The organism is Mesorhizobium sp. Cs1299R1N3 (assembly GCF_037179625.1).
Taxonomy (GTDB): Bacteria; Pseudomonadota; Alphaproteobacteria; order Rhizobiales; family Rhizobiaceae; genus Mesorhizobium; species Mesorhizobium salmacidum.
Map to the genome: position 1 here is coordinate 549,970 of NZ_JAPYKQ010000002.1, position 17,943 is coordinate 567,912.

Sequence of the window (17,943 nt, forward strand, 5' to 3'; positions counted from 1 at the left end):
CCCATCGCGCTCACCATTGTCGAATGACATGCCAGCGCTTTTGGTTTGCCCGTGAATCCGTGCGGGGCGCAACAACCGCTCAGACGCCTGGTGACAGATGCACCTCCATTACGGCGGCTTTCTTGGCAATCAGTCCTTCCAGATCCGCGTCGGATCGCTTGGTGCCGGTCCGTTCGCGCAGCAACGAGATCACCGCGCTCATCGAAAGCTGGACGGTGCGATCGCTCAGGATAGCGTCCACCGCGCCGGCGACATCCGGAGTCTCCGTCGGTGCTCGCATGATCGGTTCCTTTCTGTTCAAGTCGGCCTCGGCGCCGTCGGCCGGTCCCCGCACGCCCCGGTCGAAGATGACCGCCAGGCCGTTCTTCACGGCGAGGGCGGCGACCATGTCGTCGAGGTGGCGATCGGAGACCGCTGGCTCCGAAGGATCGGGTTTCAGGGTTCTGCGGATCACTCGGGCGGCCTGGTCCGTCGACACAAAGCCAAAGTGCCGTTTTCTGGCCTCGACATATTGTTCGACGATCATGCTCAGACGCCGGGCTGCGATATCCCTGGGTTCCTGCATCTGGACCTCCTTCGGCTGCCGTAAGCGCAAGGTCGGCATTACCGACAGGAAATAGGGCGGCTGGTCGAGTCACACAGGGGAGGGATCAATCATTCCATGCATCTTCCAAAGAATCAGGAACGATCCCGGCCCTGATGCATTTTGGCTCTATGACCAGCTCATTGAGGGACGCCGGGACATGAAGATTGCGCATGTCGCACCACTTTACGAATCGGTGCCACCAAGGCTCTACGGGGGTACCGAGCGTATCATCTCATACCTTACCGAAGCTCTCGTCGATCTCGGCCACGAGGTGACATTGTTCGCCAGCGGCGACACAAAGACCTCCGCCAAACTGGTGCCATGCCGCGAAAGGGCGCTTCGTCTCGATCCCCGCCCGCTGAAGTCCGAGATCGCCGCGCATCTGTCGATGCTCGACGAGGTGAGGAACCGGGCCGACGAGTTTGACGTCGTTCATTTCCATCTCAGCCATTTCCTGCATTTTCCGTTTTTCCGCGATATGCCGCAACGCACGGTGACGACCCCGCATGGCAGGCTGGATTACGCGGACCTCGCGCAAGCCTATGAGCGGTTTCCTCGGTTTCCCATGATTTCCATATCCCGCAGCCAGCGGGCGCGGTTCGCATCCGCGAATTGGCTGGCTACAATCCATCATGGGCTGCCGCTCGAGCTTTACGAGCCCGATTTCGAGGCAGGCTCCGATGGGACCTATCTTGCATTTCTCGGCAGAATGTCGCGTGACAAGCGGCCGGACCGGGCGATCGAGATCGCCCGCCGCACCGGCCTGAAACTGAAGCTCGCCGCCAAGGTCGGCGATGGCGACCGCGCCTATTTCGAGGAAGTCGTGCAGCCGCTGATCGATGGCGACCAGGTCGAGTATGTCGGCGAGATCGGCGAGGATCAGAAGAGCAGGTTTCTGGGCAATGCGGCCGCTTTGCTGTTTCCCATCGATTGGCCCGAACCCTTCGGGCTTGCGGTGATCGAAGCCATGGCCTGCGGAACCCCGGTCATGGCCTGGAGTTGCGGCGCCATGCCCGAGATCATCGATCATGGCGCCACCGGCTTTGTCGTCGAAAGCATCGAAGATGCCGTCGCCTCGATGCCGGCTCTCCTGCAGCTCGACAGGCGACGAATAAGAACGGCCTTCGAAAGGCGGTTTTCCGCCGTCAGAATGGCCAGGGATTATGTCGCGGCCTATTCGCGGCTGAGCGACCGCCACGAGCAGAGCAGAGCCTCGTAAAACCTTCACCCGTCCAGAAATCAGCACGGGACAATCTTCTTGACCATTACCCAACTCGACGAGCGCAAGCTCGACCCTGCAATAGCACTGGCTTCCCTGGACGAAACCGCCCCCAGGGAACCGCATCGGCTTTACGCCCTCAAGCATAGCGATTGCTTTGCCGTCGCCGATGCCTATGGCGACATACGCGGCGCCGGCGACGGGTTCTTCCGTGACGACACGCGCATGCTCTCCGAATTTCGCCTGACCGTTGGCGGGCGGTCGCTGTCGTTGCTTGGCGCATCGCTTAGTCAGGACAACGTCCTGTTCACCAGCAACCTGACCAATCTGCCGATCGAGAGTGCCGCGGGCCGCCAGATTCCGCAGGGCGCGATCCATATCGAGCGGGTCAGGCTTCTGTGGGAGGAAAGGCTGTATGAACGCATCACGCTCTCCAACTATAGCCGGGAGCATTCGACGGTCCTGGTGTCGCTGCGCTTTGGCGTCGATTTTCGCGACATGTTCGAAGTCCGGGGCTCGACCCGTTCCAAGCGCGGCACCGCGCATACGGCCGAGATCGACCAGAGTTCGGTCGTGCTTCGCTACGAAGGCCTGGACGAAGTGGAGCGGACATCGGCGATCTCGTTTTCACAGCCGCCCGATCAACTGACCTCCGAGCGGGCGGATTTCTTCATTGCAGTCACCAAGCGCAGCCGCCAGACGCTTTACGTGGAGGTGGGGAGCAAGACAGACGCCCGCCCGCAAAGCGATCGGTTCCGGGCCGCCGCCGCCCGCGCCCGTTTCGGCATGCGCGCCAAGCGCCGGCATGGGGCGACGCTCCACAGTTCGGGCCGCGTCTTCAATGACTGGATGGAGCGCGCCCGCGCCGATGTGGCGTTGCTCACGACGGAACTGGCGACCGGGCCTTACCCCTATGCCGGCATTCCGTGGTTCTCCACCGCCTTCGGCCGGGACGGCGTGATTTCAGCTCTGCAGATGCTTTGGCTAAATCCCGGCTTGGCACGTGGCGTGCTTGCGTTTCTCGCCCAGCACCAGGCGACCGAAACCTCACCCTTCAGCGATTCCGAGCCCGGCAAGATCATGCACGAGACCCGCAAGGGCGAGATGGTGGCGCTGAGTGAGTTGCCGTTCGGCCGCTATTATGGCGGCGTCGACACGACGCCGCTCTACATCCACCTCGCCTGCGCCTATGCGGACCGCACGGGAGACACGGAATTCATCGATAGCCTGTGGCCATCGCTGTGCGCCGCCGCCGAGTGGATCGAGACGGCGAGCCGTTCGACCGGGTTCCTTACCTACCAGCGCGCCGCGGAATCCGGTCTTGCCAACCAGGGATGGAAGGACAGTTTCGATTCCGTCTTCCATGCCGATGGCCGCATTCCGAAAGGGCCGATCGCGCTGGTCGAGGTCCAGGGTTACGTCTTTGCGGCGTTCCAGGGATTGGCAAAGCTTGCACGGCTGCGCGGCGAAGAGGAGCGGTCGGAAAATTGGGAACTGCGCGCCGATGCGATTCGCCAACACGTCGAGCGCCATTTCTGGATCGAAGACCTTGGCTATTACGCGCTGGCGATCGATGGCGATGGCCAACCCTGCAAGGTGCGCACGTCCAATGCAGGCCACCTGCTCTATGTCGGCCTTCCCAATCCGGATCGCGCACGCATTGTCGCCGACCAACTGCTATCGGCTTCGTTCCATTCCGGCTGGGGGCTGAGAACGCTGGCGGACGACGCTATCTTCTTCAACCCGATGTCCTATCACAACGGCTCCATCTGGCCGCACGACACCGCGATCTGCGCCGCCGGACTGGCGCGCTACGGCATCCGCGACAACGTGGTGCGGTTGATGAGTGGGACCTTCGAATCCGCGGTTCACTTCAACATGCGGCTGCCCGAACTGTTTTGCGGGTTCACGCGCGCGGCCGGCGAAGCGCCGATTGCCTATCCGGTGGCTTGCCTGCCGCAGGCCTGGTCCGCAGGCTCCGCCTTCATGCTCATGCAGGCCTGCCTGGGCCTTCAGATTGACGGTCGGACGAACGAAATTCACGTGACCCAGCCGCGCTTGCCGATCGGTATCGACAATCTCGTCATTCGCCATCTCTCGGTAGGACATGTGGCGGTGGATCTGACGTTCCAGCGCGTGGGAGATCGTGTCGGCGCCTTCCTTGCTGATGCGCATGAGGGACTGGTGCCTCTGGTGGTCAGGAGTTGAAAAATCGGAACCATCATGAGTGCGGAGCGTTGGATCACCACGTCATGGATGCCGGAGATCCTGTCGGTGGATTTGCCGCGTCCCATTGAAAGGTAGTCAATTCGAAATGCCCGACAACAGTTGGTATCTGGTCGTCCCTTCGGCTGCAATGTGGCTCTTCATTCTCGCAATTGTCGGTATCTCATGCGTCGCGCTTGTGGTGGTAATATCGCGAGGAAATCGGGCCAGAAGCGCGAAGCTCGCCAGGTCTGAAGCAGAACCCATTCGCGGTCCGTTGCCGGAATTCGAGAAGAACGGGCAATCCGCGACCGCCGCGCTCGTCCAGTGGTCGCCGGAAACGTTGCGTCACATTTTGGCGAAGGAACTTCCCGATGCGCAGGTGATCGTGGTTTCAAACCGCGAACCCTACATCCACAACCGCAACGGCGACGAAATCCAACTGGTCGTGCCCGCCAGCGGATTGGTCTCCGCGCTGGAGCCGATTACGCGCGCCTGCGCCGGCACATGGATCGCCTATGGTGGCGGTTCGGCCGATCCGCTTGTCGTCGACGAAAATGACCGCGTCGAGGTGCCGCCTGAAAATCCTTCCTATACGTTGCGCCGCGTCTGGCTGAGCGAGGAAGAACTGCAAGGCTATTACCTGGGCTTTGCCAATGAAGGGCTCTGGCCGCTGTGCCACATAGCCTTCACCCGGCCGATATTCCGCGCCTCCGATTGGGAGGCCTATGAGGCGGTCAACCGTAAATTCGCCGATACCGTCGTCGCGGAGGCACGTAACGAGCGGCCCATCGTGCTGGTCCAGGACTACCATTTCGCGCTGTTGCCGCGGATGATCCGGGAGCGCCTGCCGGAAGCGATCATCATCACCTTCTGGCACATTCCGTGGCCGAATTCAGAGGTGTTCAGCATCTGCCCATGGCGCGAGAAAATTCTCGAAGGATTGCTGGGCAGTTCAATCGTCGGCTTTCACACCCAGTTCCATTGCAACAACTTCATCGATAGTGTCGACCGCTTCCTGGAGAGCAGGATCGAGCGTGAGGATTCCGCCATCTCCTATGGCGGTCAGATCAGCCTGGTTCACGCCTATCCGATTTCAATCGAATGGGAGCCGCCGCGTCTGAGCAAACTGCCCGCCGTTGCAGAATGTCGCCGGCTTATCCGCGATAAATTCGGCTTTGCCGAACACGTCAGGCTGTGCGTGGGCGTCGAACGCCTCGACTATACCAAAGGCATCCTGGACCGCCTCAACGCGCTCGATGAGCTGCTCACACTGCATCCGGAATGGATCGGCAAGGTGGCGTTCCTGCAGGTCGCCGCGCCAAGCCGCGGCACCTTGCCTGCCTATCAACAATTGTACGAGGAATGTCTGCGCCATGCCGAAGATATCAACCAGCGCCATGGTCGTGAAGGCTATGCCCCGGTGGTGCTGGTGACCGAACATCACTCGCAAACACAGGTCTACGAGATTTACCGGGCCGCCGACGTCTGCATGGTCACCAGCCTTCACGACGGCATGAACCTGGTTGCAAAGGAGTTTGTCGCGGCGCGCGAGGATGAACAGGGCGTGCTGCTGCTCAGCATGTTTGCCGGCGCGTCGAAGGAGCTGCTGGAGGCGTTGATCGTCAATCCCTATGATGCGGCGATGATGGGCGACGCCCTGCTGCAAGCCTTGACCATGTCACCGGAAGAGCAAAGTCAGCGCATGCGACGAATGCGCGAGGTCGTACGCGAAAACAATGTCTATCGATGGGCGGGCAGCATGCTGTTCGATGCGGCGCGCCTGCGCAAGCGCGATGCGGTCGATCGTGCCGTCAACGGCGCCCCCGGTTCTCCTGGCCCCGGTTCTCGTGGCCCCGGTTCTTCTGGCCCCGGTTCTTCTGGCAATGTGATATCGCTGCTCGACCGCAAGCGCGTGGCAGCGCTGTGATGTCGACATTGTCAAACTTGACCGAACCCAACGTCCCGCAGGGTGCGTGGTGCCTTTTCCTCGATATCGATGGCACGCTTCTCGAACATGCCGCGCATCCAGATGCGGTGGTTGTCGGCGATGAGCTGCGGACGCTGCTGGCGGGGCTCGAATTGCAATTGGACGGAGCTCTGGCGTTCATCACGGGACGGTCGATCGCTGCGGTCGATCATCTGTTCCAGCCCCTCAGATTGCGCGCCGCCGGGCTTTACGGTCTTGAACACAGGCTCACGCGTGATGGTCCGGTCGAGGCGGCGGGAGAGCCGGCCGACATTGCGGCGCTTGCCGAGGAAATCGAAGCGGAGCTGGGCAGTGCGGACGTCTATATCGAGCGCAAGGGTCCGATCCTGGCAATCCACACACGCGCGGCACCGCAATTGTTGCAGCGCGCGACGCAACTGGTCGAGCAGGCGCTGGACAGGTTGCCCGTGGGGTATCGGGTGCTGGCTGGCAATGCCGGCGTTGAATTGATGCCGTTGGAGGCGGCGAAGGGAGCGGCAATCAGGCGCTTTTTGGATCTGCCGGCTTTCGAGGGGAGGCGGCCGGTGTTTCTGGGCGACGACACATCCGACGAGAATGGTTTTGAGGCCGTGAATGAGATGGACGGCATTTCGATTCGCATCAAACCGAGCGGACCGACAGCGGCGCGCCATGTGCTTGCCGGTGTTGGCGAGGCTTTGGCTTGGCTGGGTGCGGTGAGCCAGCGCAACTTGGATGGATCGACCGGTCTGGTCCATCCCTCGAATCGAAGGAGTCGGTGATGACCCAATTCACCAGTCTCATCCTGGAGATCATGCCTGCTTGGCTACGCCGGCGGTCGCTCCCGAACGAGCACGAGAGCGAGCCGGGTTTCGATCCGTCGCGCCCGCAGGACGCGGACGAGGTCTGGCGCCAGTTTGTCCAAAAAGATCTCTTTGACACCAACACGCAGGATTACGCCGAGACCGGGGATAAAAAGACCAACCGTCACTGACGGCGGTCAGCCTTCCCCGAAAACCAACGAAACATTGCCACCTGCGTGGCGCTCGAGGCGGCCGGCGAGGTCGAGTTCCAGCAGCACCATGAAGACCTGGGCCGGGTGCAGGCCGGTGTGGCGGATGATTTCGTCGACCGGCACCGGTGTCGGTCCCAGTGCCTCGATCACCTTGGCGCGGTCGCTCTCGCCCGGTGGCGGTGTTGCCGAAAAATCGGGCGGGTCTTCAAACGGCGGCACCTCAGGCGCTCGCATGCCGGTCAGCGGAAGGATCGCCCTGGAGACGTCCGAAGCTTCGGTGACCAGGGTGGCGCCGTCCTTGAGCAGGCCGTTGGTACCGGCTGCGCGCGGATCGAGCGGGGAGCCGGGCACGGCAAAGACCAGTCGGCCCATCTCGCCGGCAAGCCTGGCGCTGATCAGCGAGCCTGAGCGCTGCGCTGCCTCGACCACCACCAGTCCAAGGGCAGCCCCTGCGACAAGGCGGTTGCGGCGCGGGAAATCCTGGGCACGCGGTTGCCAGCCGAACGGCATTTCCGAGATAATGGCGCCGCGCTCGGCAATGTCATCGCACAGGCCGGCATTTTCGGGCGGGTAGGGCAGGTCGAGGCCACCGGCGAGCACTCCGACCGTACCGGTCAAGAGACTGCCCTGATGTGCCGCCGTGTCGATGCCGCGCGCCAGGCCGGAGATGATGCCGTAGCCCTCTCTTGCGAGATCGGCTGCCAGCATGCGCGCCATCTTGATGCCGGCAAGCGACGCGTTGCGGGCGCCGACAATCGCGACCCCCGGCAACCGGAACACCGCGGCGTTACCCTTGACCGCCAGCAACGGCGGCGGATTGTCCATGCTGCGCAGCAGCGGCGGATAGTCTGCCTCGCCGATGCCGACAAAGCGTGCACCGATCCGCCGCGCGGCCTCCATCTCGGCCTCGGTTTCGGCAACGGAAGGGATGCGCACGATCCGGTTGGCGCCACCGGAAATCATCAGTTCCGGCAGCATTTCCAACGCGACCTCGGCCGAACCGAAGCGGTTGATCAGGTCGCGAAAGGAGGCCGGGCCGACATTCTGGGTGCGGATCAGCCGCAGCCAGCTTAGCCGCTGGCGATCGGTGAGACGCGGCCCGGCGGCCGGTTCGCTCACCCCTTGGCTCCGATCTTGCCTTCGGTGCCGGCAATCAGCCGCGAAATGTTTTCCCGGTGTTTGATGAAGACAATGATGCTCATCACCACGAACAGCGCTGCAATCCGCGGTGTGCTCATGAAATACAGGGCGACCGGAACGACGACGGCCGCAGCCAGCGCTGCCAGCGAGGAGAAGCGGAACAGAAAAGCCATCACCAGCCAGACAATGGCGAAGATCAGCGCCACCTGCCAGGCAAGGCCGACCAGCACACCGAGATAGGTCGCGACGCCCTTGCCCCCTTTAAACCCCAGCCATGCCGGGAACAGGTGGCCCAGAAAGGCGCCAAAGCCAGCCCAGACCGCCGTCTCAGGCGCGAAATGGCCTGCTATCAGCACGGCGGACGTGCCTTTCAGCGCGTCGAGCAGCAAGGTCGCGGCGGCAAGCCCCTTGTTGCCGGTGCGCAGCACATTGGTGGCGCCGATATTGCCGGAGCCGATCTTGCGTACGTCACCAAGGCCGGCCGCGCGGGTGAGCAGCAGGCCAAACGGAATTGAGCCCAGCAGATAACCGAACACCAACGCCAGGATCAGGCCGTAAGTCATTGTTTCCCCCGCATTGTCCACAACCATGCTCGATGTGGCATGGTTACCGCCGGCTCAGGCAGGAAATACTGTGCGGCCCGCCACCAGCGTTTGCAAGACCTTGCCTTGCAGTCGTGCGCCTTCGAAGCATGTGTTTTTCGAGCGCGAGCGGATGCCGCTTTCACTGACGATCCAGGGTTCATCCAGATCGACGAGCGCGAGATCGGCTACCGCGCCCGGCTTCAGTGTGCCGCCGGGCAATCCAAACAGCCTCGCCGGCGCGGTGGACAAGGTTTCGATCAGCCTGAGCAAAGGCACGTCGCCATTGTGGTAGAGCCGCAAGGCCGCCCCAAGCAGGGTTTCGAGGCCGATGGCACCGGCTGCTGCATCGGCGAAGGGCAGCCGCTTGGTGTCGACATCCTGCGGATCATGCGAAGAGACGATGACATCGATCGTTCCGTCCTTCACCGCCTCGATCACAGCCAGCCGGTCTTCCTCGGCGCGCAGCGGCGGCGTCAGGCGGAAGAAGGTGCGGTACTCGCCGACGTCGTTTTCATTGAGCGACAGATTGTGGATCGATACGCCCGATGTCACGGCCGCGCCGTCAGCTTTCGCCCGCGCCACGGCGCTTGCCGCCATTGCCGTCGATATCTTTGCCGCATGGTACGAACCGCGCGTCAGCCGCGCCAGCGCAAGGTCACGCTCGAGCGGGATGGATTCGGCCTCACGCGGAATGCCGGACAGGCCAAGCCAACTGGCATAAAGGCCTTCATTCATGACGCCCGATGACCCAAGATCGGCATCCTGCGTTTCATGAACGATGGTGGCGCCGAAATCGCGCGCGTATGTCAGCGCGCGGCGCATCACCAGCGCGCTCGATATCGTATGCCGCCCATCGGTGAAGGCGACCGCACCCGCCTCGCGCAGCAGGCCGAACTCCGTCATCTCGCGCCCGTGAAGGCCCTTGGTGATGGCGGCGGCCGGAAAGATGTTGACGACGGCCGTATCCTTGGCGGTGCGCAGCACGAATTCGACCAGGGCCACATTGTCGATCACCGGGTCGGTATCGGGCATCATGACGATCGACGTCACCCCGCCCGCGGCAGCGGCGACACTCGCCGAAGCGATGGTTTCGCGATGCTCGCCGCCCGGCTCTCCGATGAAGACGCGGCCATCGATCAAACCTGGCATGATCGCCTTGCCTGCGCAGTCGATTGCCGTGGCGCCGTCGGGGACGCCCTGGTTCAGCGCTGCCTTGCCAGCGGCAACGATTTTCTTGCCATCGATTATGACCGAGCCGACTTCGTCGATGCCGCGCGAAGGGTCGACGATGCGGGCACGTTCAAAGACCGTGATGCTCATGCGCCGCGGCCCCCTTGATTGCGGCCCTCTTGATTACGGCGGGGATCGAGCAGCGCTTCCATCACCGCCATGCGCACGGCGACACCCATTTCCACCTGCTCGTGGATGACGCTTTGCGGGCCGTCGGCGATTTCGGAGGCGATCTCGACACCTCGGTTCATCGGGCCGGGATGCATGACCAGCGCGTCGTCCTTGGCTGCCTTCAGCTTCTCGGCATCCAGGCCGAAATAGCGGAAATATTCGCGCACCGACGGCACGAAGGCGCCCTCCATGCGCTCGCGCTGCAAGCGCAACATTATCACCACATCCGCGTCCTTGAGGCCTTCCGCCATCGAGCGGCAGACGATGACGCCCATCCTGTCGATGCCCGAGGGCAACAGCGTCGAGGGCGCCACCACGCGGACCTGTGCGCCGAGTGCGTTGAGCAGCATGATGTTGGAGCGCGCCACGCGCGAATGCAGGATGTCGCCGCAGATCGCCACGATCAGCTTCGACAGCGGACCCTTGGCGCGGCGGATGGTGAGCGCGTCGAGCAGCGCCTGTGTCGGGTGTTCATGCGCGCCATCACCGGCATTGACCACCGAGCAGCCGACCTTCTGCGCCAGAAGGGCCGCCGCGCCCGCCGACTGATGGCGGATGATCAATATATCGGGCCGCATGGCGTTCAGTGTCATCGCGGTGTCGATGAGCGTTTCGCCCTTTTTCACGGAAGAGCTCGCCACCGACATGTTCATGACGTCGGCGCCGAGCCGTTTTCCGGCCAGTTCGAAGGACGACTGCGTGCGGGTCGAGGCTTCGTAGAAGAGGTTGATCTGGGTGCGGCCGCGCAGCGTCGAGGTCTTTTTCTCGGACTGCCGCGAGATCGCGACCGCCCGATCCGCCCTGTCGAGCAACAACTCGATATCGGCGGGCGAAAGATCGCTGATGCCCAGAAGATGGCGGTGAGGATAGAATGGCAGGGACGAAGCGTCGGTCATCTCAAGGGGCTGCTATAGGGTGCGGATTTCGCGCCCGCAAGCACCCGCTTTGGATTGACGCCGTTCTCCCCGGTATTTTCGTCGCGCGCGCGGCAACGCTTGGGCTATATCTAGCCGATGGCCTCGGATTCGAGGCTTTCCGACGACAGGGCCTTTCTAGAAGGATTGGGCGTGACCGACGACGTGATGAACCAGCCGCCGCCGCTGACCGGCGGCAACGCCTGGCGAGGCGATCCGTTGCTGATCCAGCTTGCCGAACGCTTTTCGGATCCGGTGCGCAAGGATCTCGATGGGATTGGCCGTTTCGTGCTCACGCAAGAAGCCCAGGAATTGGCGCGCCTCGCCAATGTCGAGACACCGAAACTCAGGACCCACGATCGCCAGGGACGGCGCATCGACCTGGTCGAATTCCATCCCGCCTACCACGCCTTGATGCGCCGTTCGGTGGCCAACGGCCTGCACTCTTCAGTCTGGGAAAATGGCGACGCCGAGATTGGCCGCCGCCATCAGGTGCGGGCCGCCCGTTTCTACCTGACCGCCGAGCTCGAGACCGGACACCTCTGCCCCATCACCATGACCAGCGCCTCGCTGGCGGCGCTGATGGCCAGTCCAAAACTGTTTCGCGAATGGGCGCCGCGCGTAACGACGCGCAAATACGACCAGAGCCAGAAGCCGCCGGTCGAGAAGACCGGCCTGACGCTCGGCATGGGCATGACCGAGAAGCAGGGCGGCACGGATGTGCGGGCCAATGTGACCAGGGCGGAACGCGTCGGAAGTGGGTTCTACCGACTGACGGGACACAAATGGTTCATGTCGGCGCCGATGTCGGATGCCTTCCTGGTGCTGGCGCAGGCGCCGGAGGGGTTGTCGTGCTTCCTGGTGCCGCGCGTGCTCGGCGACGGGTCGGGCAATGGCTTTCGCTTCCAGCGGCTGAAGGACAAGCTCGGCAACCGCTCCAACGCGTCTTCCGAGGTCGAGTTCGTCAACGCCATCGGCGAGATGGTCGGCGAGCCCGGCGCCGGCGTCAAGACGATCATGGACATGGTGACGCTGACCCGGCTCGACTGCGCGGTGGCGTCTTCGGCGATCATGCGGGCGGGGCTGGCCGAAGCGATCCATCATGCTCGTCATCGCCAGGTGTTCGGGACCAACCTGATCGAGCAACCGCTTATGCAGCGGGTGCTGGCCGACATGGCGCTCGATGTCGCCGCGGCGACCGCGCTCTCGTTCCGGTTGGCGCGTTCCTTCGACGAGGCGGCGAGCGATCGCGGCGAGGCAGCGTTCGCCCGCGCCATGACACCGGTCGTCAAATACTGGGTCTGCAAGATCGCACCGCCGCTGCTTTATGAGGCGATGGAGTGCCTTGGCGGCAATGGCTATGTCGAGGAAGCTCCGCTCGCCCGCTATTACCGCGAAGCACCTGTCAACGCGATCTGGGAAGGATCGGGCAATGTCATGGCGCTCGATGTGCTGCGCGTGCTTGGCCGCGCCCCGAGCCTTTTCGAAGAGGTGCTGGGCGGCATCGACCGCGACCTCGGTGCCGGGGGACGCGGCACGGTCGGTGTTCTGAAGGCGGCCATGCAGGTCGCTTCGACCGACGAGGGCTCGGCCCGGCTGCTGACGGAACAGCTTGCGCTGTCGGCGGCGGCGGCCGAGTTGCGCCGGCTGGGGGCAGGGCGGATCGCCGACGCTTTCGTCGAGACGCGGCTCGCGGGCCAATGGCGCAACACCTACGGTATGCTTGATTCGCGCCACGATGCGCGCATGATCATCGATACGCTCTATCCGCCGGTGAATTGACGGCGATGCCACTCATCATCCGAGGGCGTTGCCGCAATCTTCACCGGCCCGGCCGTCGCCGTTAACCTTAACAAATGGTTTCCATTGCGGCGGCGGACCGCAAAGCCCACTGTCATTCCTGTCGAAGCAGGAATCACGATGCGACACGTATTGGCCTCCTTTCTGTCGGTGCACTGGGCGATCGTTTTCGGCCTGCTCGCGCTGATCTGTATCGATGGAAATCGAGGTGTGGCGGCGGCTCTTGGGGTACTCGGGGTGGCCGTCGAGAGCGCCCGATTGATCAATCTGGAGAATATCGTCGTGGTCGCTCCGCTGGCGACCGCGTTGCTGGTCGTGGCGGTGCTGTTCTTCTGGGCCTTTGTCGATACGCTGATCAACGACGCGTCCAGCCCGGGCGCCGACAGCGTCATTCGCATCGCCTTCATTTCAGCTTCCGGCGTGATGTCGATGATCCTGATCGGCGGCGCGGCCCAAGGCATCAACGGTCTGTTCATGGTGGTGGCCGTGCAACTGGCCGCACTTCTGGCTTCCTATGTCGCGATGCTCGCCGAACGGCGTTCGGTAGCTGCGTCGGATGAGGACGAATTCCACGCCACGGCGCACAGCATGGCGAAGGCCGCGGCGCATAATTCACTCCTTTCCCTGATATCGGGCCGGACCGGCTCGAACGGCAAGGGACGTCGCTGATGCGCTACATCTTCGCATTGTGGGCGGGCCCGATGGCGCTGTTCTGGGGCTGGTTCTATCTGTCGGCCAACGACATGAATTTCGGCTACGTCATGCTCAGCCGGCAGATGCACGACTTCTTCTTCCAGCTCTATGGGCAGATACTCGGTATCGATCCAGCGATCATCCCCGGTATGGTGGCCAAGACCTGCATCTTCGACGGTTTTCTGCTTATGGCGCTGTGGGCGTTTCGCCGCCGCGGTGAGATCATCGGCTGGATCAGGCAGAGGTGGGTGGTTCAGGTTCCCTTCGATCGGCTGCATCGAGCGACTGAAGCCGGTCCAAAACTCCCTGCAGAATAAAGGCGGCTGCCGCCGAATCGATCTTGCCGGCGCGTTTGGCGCGCGAGAAGTCCATTTCGATCAGCGTCCGTTCGGCCGCGACCGTCGACAACCGCTCATCCCAGAACACGAAGGGCAGGTCACTCAGCTGCGCCATGTTGCGCACGAAGGCGCGCGATTTCTGTGCGCGCGGGCCTTCCGACCCGTCCATGTTGATCGGCAGTCCGATCGCCACCGCACCGACATTCTCCTTCTCCAGCAACGCCAAAAGGACGGCGGCATCGAGCGAGAATTTCTTTCTGAGGATGACCGGGCGGGGATGAGCGAAGGAGAAACCCCGGTCGGAAACCGCGACGCCGATCGTCTTGTCGCCGAGATCGAGCCCCGCCAGGGTCTTGCCATGGGCGAGCCGTGCCGGCAATTGCTCAATCGTGATGACAGCCAACGGCTTTCCCTCGTCTTTTCAGCGCCACGCGTCTTTTCGGATGCGCGGCGGACACTATACACTTTGATATCTGGGCTATCGGCGTTCTATCGTCTGGCTCGGCAAAAATCGAGGAAATGCATTCATGAAACTGACCTGGTACGGCCACTCGGCCTTCCGCATCGAAACCGGTGCCGCGAAAATCCTGATCGACCCTTATCTGATCGGCAACCCATCCTGGACAAACGATTGGGAAGGGCCGGCCGAAGGGATCACGCATGTTCTTTTGACACACGGGCATAGCGACCACATCAGCGGCGCGCTGGAAGTGCTCGGCAAGAGCGGCGCCCAACTGGTCGCCAATTTCGAGATCTGCATGTACCTGGTCGGCAAGGGCGTCAGCGACAAGAAGATCAATCCCGGCAATATCGGCGGCACGGTCGATTGCGGCGGCTTCACCACCACCTTCGTCCAGGCGCTGCACTCTTCCTCGTTTGGCGAAGAGGGTGGCAAGAACGTCTATCTCGGCAATCCGGGTGGGCTGGTTCTGCATTTCCCGGAAGACAAGACGCTCTACCACATGGGCGATACCGACATCTTTTCCGACATGGCGCTGATCAACGAGCTGCACGGGCCGAAGATCGGTATAGTTCCGATCGGCGACCGCTTCACCATGGGCGGCGCGGTGGCGGCCCTTGCCTGCCGCCGCTTCTTCAAGTTCGACACGGTTATCCCTTGCCATTTCGGCACGTTTCCGATGATCGATCCGACGCCTGAGAAGTTCGAAGCCGGCATGGAAGGATCCGGCGTCAAGGTCGCATTGCCGAAGATCGGGGAAACGATTACCATCTAGAAACAACCAAAGTGGAACAAATCCATGGTGTTGGGGCGATCTCTTTGCGTGTCGATGTTTGTCGCGGCGTCACCCGCGCTCGCCGCGGATGATTTCATCGAAGGCATTTATCTCCAATCCGAGGAGCTTTGCGCGCAGGCCAAAAAGGACACGCTGCAGACGCTTGTCGATGCCGGCAACATCGTGCTTTCTAAGAATGGCCTGCAAGGCGTGGAATACAATTGCGAGTTCGTGCAGGTCAGCGAGGCGACGCGCTCGCCGAGCTGGGCGGTGACGGCGATCTGCCAGGAACCGGGCTATGTCTTTCCCGATGTCCTGTCGGTAACGCGGATCAGCCCGACGCAGCTCGATCTCGTCTCGGTCCGGCCCATCGACGATGAAAGCGAGGCGAGCGGTAACAGCGGCAGCTATTATCTGTGCGAGGGCGTTGCCCTGCCATGAAGCTGTTTGCCCGATTGTCGGCCGGCGCATGTTGCGCGCCGCGCGCCGCGCCGCTATAGCGCGGACTGGTTTTTCCCGAGGCGAATACATGTCCGTTGATGTCAAGACAGTGAAGCGCGTCGCGCATCTCGCCCGCATCGCAGTGAGCGAGGAAGATGCCGAGCGCATGACCGGCGAGTTGAACGCCATACTGGGCTTCGTCGAGCAGTTGAACGAGGTCGATGTTTCCGGCGTCGAACCAATGACCTCGGTAACGCCGATGGAGATGAAGAAGCGCGGTGATGTCGTCACCGACGGCAACAAGGCGGCCGACATCGTCGCCAATGCACCGGCGACCGACGAGAATTTCTTCCTCGTGCCGAAGGTCGTGGAGTAAGGCGCCAATGGCAATCGAGATCGCCATCGAGACGCCGCTGCAGGATGACGTGCGCGGCCTGGTCAGGGAACTCAACGAAACCTTGCTCGAATTGACGCCGCCGGAGCATTGCTACCATCTGACGGTCGAGCAGATGGCGGGCCAGGACACAACGGTTTTCATCGCCCGCGACAACGGCACCGCCATTGGGTGTGGCGCCCTGAAGCGGCATGACGCCATTGGCGAGGTCAAGCGCATGTATATCAGGCCGTCGCATCGCGGCCAGCGGATCGGTACCAGTATTTTGGAACGCGTTGAAGCCTTGGCGCGCGATGAAGGGCTGAAGCGGCTGGTGCTGGAGACCGGCGATCGCCACCCCGCCGCCTGGACCGTCTATGAACGTGCCGGCTTCTCGCGCTGCGGCCCGGTGCTGGATTATCCCGATTCCGAGTGGTCGGTGTTTTACGAAAAGAGCCTTTGATGAGCGACCTGACCCATCTGACGATTTCGCAGGCCCGCGCCAAGCTGCGCGCCAAGGAGATCACCGCGACCGAGATCACCGAGGCTTATCTCTTGGCGATCGATCGCGCCAATCCGGCGCTCAATGCTTACGTCGCGGTGACCGGCGATAAGGCGCGCGACATGGCCAAGACGTCGGACGCCAGGCTGCTCAAGGGCGAGGGCGGTGCGCTGGAAGGCATTCCGCTCGGGATCAAGGACCTGTTTGGCACCGAAGGCGTCCATACCCAGGCTTGCAGCCATGTGCTCGACGGCTTCAAGCCGCGCTATGAATCGACTGTCACATCCAATCTGTGGGCCGACGGCGCGGTCATGCTGGGCAAGCTCAACATGGACGAATTCGCCATGGGCTCGTCCAACGAGACCTCCTACTACGGCCCGGTCATCAACCCGTGGCGGCGTTCGCGCCTCGATACGGTGGTGATGCCGACGACACATCAGGGTGATGGCGGCTTCGTTTCGGCCGGTGGCACGAAAACCCAGCGCAGCCTCGACAATGCGCAACTGGTGCCGGGCGGCTCTTCCGGCGGTTCGGCGACCGCTGTATCGGCCTTCCTGTGCGCCGGTGCGACGGCGACCGACACCGGCGGTTCGATCCGCCAGCCGGCCGCCTTCACCGGCACGGTCGGCATCAAGCCGACCTATGGCCGCTGCTCGCGCTGGGGCATCGTCGCCTTTGCCTCGTCGCTCGACCAGGCCGGGCCGATCGCCCGCGACGTGCGCGATGCCGCGATCTTGCTCAAGTCGATGGCCTCGGTCGATCCGAAGGACACGACGTCCGTCGACAGGCCGGTGCCGGACTATGAGGCTGCGATCGGCAAGCCGATCAAGGGCATGAAGGTCGGCATTCCCAAGGAATACCGCGTCGACGGCATGCCGGAGGAGATCGAGGCGCTGTGGCAGAAGGGTATTGCCTGGCTCAGGGATGCCGGTGCCGAGATCGTCGACATCTCCCTGCCGCACACCAAGTATGCGCTTCCCGCCTATTACATCGTGGCGCCCGCCGAGGCTTCTTCCAACCTCGCCCGCTATGACGGCGTCCGCTACGGCTTGCGCGTGCCGGGCAAGGACATCGTCGAGATGTACGAGAAGACCCGCGCCGCCGGCTTCGGCCGCGAGGTCAAGCGCCGCATCATGATCGGTACCTATGTGCTGTCGGCCGGCTACTACGACGCCTACTATCTGCAGGCTCAGAAGGTGCGCAATCTGATCAAGCGCGATTTCGAAAACGTCTTCGCCGCCGGCGTCGATGTCATCCTGACACCGGCTACACCGTCCGCCGCCTTCGGCATTGCAGACGAGGACATGGCCGCCGATCCGGTCAAGATGTATCTCAACGACATTTTCACGGTCACCGTGAACATGGCCGGTCTGCCGGGCATTGCCGTGCCTGCCGGCCTCGATCCCAAGGGATTGCCGCTCGGCCTGCAACTGATCGGCAGGCCGTTCGAGGAAGAGACATTATTCCAGACCGCCGCCGTCATCGAGCAGGCGGCCGGCTCATTCCAGCCGGAGAAGTGGTGGTAAGGGTATCGCTCGCCTGACGCACG

General features: G+C 62.7%; 19 protein-coding genes. 13 read left to right on the forward strand and 6 right to left on the reverse strand.

Annotated elements, in window-relative coordinates:
* Positions 1-79: 79 nt before the first annotated feature.
* Positions 80-565: a hypothetical protein gene (locus tag O7B34_RS08080; RefSeq protein WP_337145560.1), complete on the reverse strand. Its 486-nt coding sequence runs from the start codon at positions 563-565 to the stop codon at positions 80-82.
* A gap of 178 nt (positions 566-743) precedes the next feature.
* Here O7B34_RS08080 and O7B34_RS08085 point away from each other — a divergent pair, with 178 nt between their 5' ends.
* The 5 genes from O7B34_RS08085 to O7B34_RS08105 all read left to right on the forward strand — a co-directional run bounded on the left by O7B34_RS08085 (position 744) and on the right by O7B34_RS08105 (position 6,952).
* Positions 744-1,805, forward strand: coding sequence for a glycosyltransferase family 4 protein (locus O7B34_RS08085; protein WP_337145561.1), 1,062 nt, complete (start codon positions 744-746; stop codon positions 1,803-1,805).
* A gap of 45 nt (positions 1,806-1,850) precedes the next feature.
* A complete protein-coding gene (locus O7B34_RS08090; RefSeq protein WP_027142579.1) occupies positions 1,851-4,013 on the forward strand; it encodes an amylo-alpha-1,6-glucosidase in 2,163 nt (720 codons plus the stop codon).
* A gap of 106 nt (positions 4,014-4,119) precedes the next feature.
* Positions 4,120-5,940, forward strand: a complete 1,821-nt coding sequence (locus O7B34_RS08095) for an alpha,alpha-trehalose-phosphate synthase (UDP-forming) (RefSeq protein ID WP_337145644.1) — start codon at positions 4,120-4,122, stop codon at positions 5,938-5,940.
* Positions 5,940-6,740 carry a trehalose-phosphatase gene (gene otsB / locus O7B34_RS08100; protein ID WP_337145562.1) on the forward strand — a complete coding sequence of 267 codons (801 nt, stop codon included), beginning with the start codon at positions 5,940-5,942 and terminating at the stop codon, positions 6,738-6,740. Before O7B34_RS08095 ends, otsB begins: the two co-directional genes overlap by 1 nt.
* Positions 6,740-6,952, forward strand: a complete 213-nt coding sequence (locus O7B34_RS08105) for a hypothetical protein (RefSeq protein ID WP_337140379.1) — start codon at positions 6,740-6,742, stop codon at positions 6,950-6,952. Before otsB ends, O7B34_RS08105 begins: the two co-directional genes overlap by 1 nt.
* A gap of 6 nt (positions 6,953-6,958) precedes the next feature.
* Here O7B34_RS08105 and dprA read toward each other — a convergent pair whose 3' ends face one another.
* Genes dprA through O7B34_RS08125 form a run of 4 tightly spaced genes read right to left on the reverse strand, consistent with a single transcriptional unit; the run spans position 6,959 to position 10,994 of the window.
* Positions 6,959-8,092, reverse strand: a complete 1,134-nt coding sequence (gene dprA / locus O7B34_RS08110; RefSeq protein WP_337145563.1) for a DNA-processing protein DprA — start codon at positions 8,090-8,092, stop codon at positions 6,959-6,961.
* A complete protein-coding gene (gene plsY / locus O7B34_RS08115) occupies positions 8,089-8,676 on the reverse strand; it encodes a glycerol-3-phosphate 1-O-acyltransferase PlsY (RefSeq protein WP_337140377.1) in 588 nt (195 codons plus the stop codon). Before plsY ends, dprA begins: the two co-directional genes overlap by 4 nt.
* A gap of 54 nt (positions 8,677-8,730) precedes the next feature.
* On the reverse strand, positions 8,731-10,017 hold the full coding sequence (locus tag O7B34_RS08120) for a dihydroorotase (protein WP_337145564.1): 1,287 nt from the start codon (positions 10,015-10,017) through the stop codon (positions 8,731-8,733).
* Positions 10,014-10,994, reverse strand: coding sequence for an aspartate carbamoyltransferase catalytic subunit (locus O7B34_RS08125; protein WP_337145565.1), 981 nt, complete (start codon positions 10,992-10,994; stop codon positions 10,014-10,016). The genes O7B34_RS08120 and O7B34_RS08125 overlap by 4 nt, the downstream gene beginning before the upstream one ends.
* A gap of 117 nt (positions 10,995-11,111) precedes the next feature.
* Here O7B34_RS08125 and O7B34_RS08130 point away from each other — a divergent pair, with 117 nt between their 5' ends.
* The 3 genes from O7B34_RS08130 to O7B34_RS08140 all read left to right on the forward strand — a co-directional run bounded on the left by O7B34_RS08130 (position 11,112) and on the right by O7B34_RS08140 (position 13,822).
* Positions 11,112-12,794: a DNA alkylation response protein gene (locus O7B34_RS08130; protein ID WP_442920950.1), complete on the forward strand. Its 1,683-nt coding sequence runs from the start codon at positions 11,112-11,114 to the stop codon at positions 12,792-12,794.
* Between the two features lie 138 nt (positions 12,795-12,932).
* Complete coding sequence (locus O7B34_RS08135; RefSeq protein ID WP_337145567.1) at positions 12,933-13,481, forward strand: hypothetical protein; 549 nt, start codon at positions 12,933-12,935, stop codon at positions 13,479-13,481.
* Positions 13,481-13,822, forward strand: a complete 342-nt coding sequence (locus O7B34_RS08140) for a DUF6105 family protein (protein ID WP_337145568.1) — start codon at positions 13,481-13,483, stop codon at positions 13,820-13,822. The genes O7B34_RS08135 and O7B34_RS08140 overlap by 1 nt, the downstream gene beginning before the upstream one ends.
* Here O7B34_RS08140 and ruvX read toward each other — a convergent pair.
* Positions 13,740-14,246, reverse strand: a complete 507-nt coding sequence (gene ruvX / locus O7B34_RS08145) for a Holliday junction resolvase RuvX (protein WP_140505515.1) — start codon at positions 14,244-14,246, stop codon at positions 13,740-13,742. The genes O7B34_RS08140 and ruvX overlap by 83 nt on opposite strands.
* 124 nt (positions 14,247-14,370) lie before the next feature.
* On the opposite strand from ruvX, the gene O7B34_RS08150 reads away from it, so the two are divergent.
* The 5 genes from O7B34_RS08150 (at position 14,371) to O7B34_RS08170 (ending at position 17,920) form a co-directional block, all read left to right on the forward strand.
* On the forward strand, positions 14,371-15,078 hold the full coding sequence (locus O7B34_RS08150; protein WP_337145569.1) for a metal-dependent hydrolase: 708 nt from the start codon (positions 14,371-14,373) through the stop codon (positions 15,076-15,078).
* A gap of 54 nt (positions 15,079-15,132) precedes the next feature.
* Positions 15,133-15,519, forward strand: a complete 387-nt coding sequence (locus O7B34_RS08155; protein ID WP_442920955.1) for a hypothetical protein — start codon at positions 15,133-15,135, stop codon at positions 15,517-15,519.
* 88 nt (positions 15,520-15,607) lie between these two features.
* Positions 15,608-15,895: an Asp-tRNA(Asn)/Glu-tRNA(Gln) amidotransferase subunit GatC gene (gene gatC, locus O7B34_RS08160; protein WP_015317757.1), complete on the forward strand. Its 288-nt coding sequence runs from the start codon at positions 15,608-15,610 to the stop codon at positions 15,893-15,895.
* A 7-nt stretch (positions 15,896-15,902) separates the two neighbouring features.
* Positions 15,903-16,355 carry a GNAT family N-acetyltransferase gene (locus O7B34_RS08165; RefSeq protein WP_337145571.1) on the forward strand — a complete coding sequence of 151 codons (453 nt, stop codon included), beginning with the start codon at positions 15,903-15,905 and terminating at the stop codon, positions 16,353-16,355.
* Positions 16,355-17,920 (forward strand): amidase, encoded by a 1,566-nt coding sequence (locus tag O7B34_RS08170; protein WP_337145572.1) that lies wholly within the window; start codon positions 16,355-16,357, stop codon positions 17,918-17,920. Before O7B34_RS08165 ends, O7B34_RS08170 begins: the two co-directional genes overlap by 1 nt.
* Positions 17,921-17,943: the final 23 nt, after the last annotated feature.

Coding starts and splice junctions, on each gene's coding strand:
- O7B34_RS08080 (WP_337145560.1), bottom strand. CDS start 565: ATGCAGGAACCCAGGGATATCGCAGCCCGGCGTCTGAGCATGATCGTC.
- O7B34_RS08085 (WP_337145561.1), top strand. CDS start 744: ATGAAGATTGCGCATGTCGCACCACTTTACGAATCGGTGCCACCAAGG.
- O7B34_RS08095 (WP_337145644.1), top strand. CDS start 4,120: ATGCCCGACAACAGTTGGTATCTGGTCGTCCCTTCGGCTGCAATGTGG.
- otsB (WP_337145562.1), top strand. CDS start 5,940: ATGTCGACATTGTCAAACTTGACCGAACCCAACGTCCCGCAGGGTGCG.
- O7B34_RS08105 (WP_337140379.1), top strand. CDS start 6,740: ATGACCCAATTCACCAGTCTCATCCTGGAGATCATGCCTGCTTGGCTA.
- plsY (WP_337140377.1), bottom strand. CDS start 8,676: ATGACTTACGGCCTGATCCTGGCGTTGGTGTTCGGTTATCTGCTGGGC.
- O7B34_RS08120 (WP_337145564.1), bottom strand. CDS start 10,017: ATGAGCATCACGGTCTTTGAACGTGCCCGCATCGTCGACCCTTCGCGC.
- O7B34_RS08125 (WP_337145565.1), bottom strand. CDS start 10,994: ATGACCGACGCTTCGTCCCTGCCATTCTATCCTCACCGCCATCTTCTG.
- O7B34_RS08130 (WP_442920950.1), top strand. CDS start 11,112: ATGGCCTCGGATTCGAGGCTTTCCGACGACAGGGCCTTTCTAGAAGGA.
- O7B34_RS08135 (WP_337145567.1), top strand. CDS start 12,933: ATGCGACACGTATTGGCCTCCTTTCTGTCGGTGCACTGGGCGATCGTT.
- O7B34_RS08140 (WP_337145568.1), top strand. CDS start 13,481: ATGCGCTACATCTTCGCATTGTGGGCGGGCCCGATGGCGCTGTTCTGG.
- O7B34_RS08150 (WP_337145569.1), top strand. CDS start 14,371: ATGAAACTGACCTGGTACGGCCACTCGGCCTTCCGCATCGAAACCGGT.
- O7B34_RS08155 (WP_442920955.1), top strand. CDS start 15,133: ATGTTTGTCGCGGCGTCACCCGCGCTCGCCGCGGATGATTTCATCGAA.
- gatC (WP_015317757.1), top strand. CDS start 15,608: ATGTCCGTTGATGTCAAGACAGTGAAGCGCGTCGCGCATCTCGCCCGC.
- O7B34_RS08165 (WP_337145571.1), top strand. CDS start 15,903: ATGGCAATCGAGATCGCCATCGAGACGCCGCTGCAGGATGACGTGCGC.
- O7B34_RS08170 (WP_337145572.1), top strand. CDS start 16,355: ATGAGCGACCTGACCCATCTGACGATTTCGCAGGCCCGCGCCAAGCTG.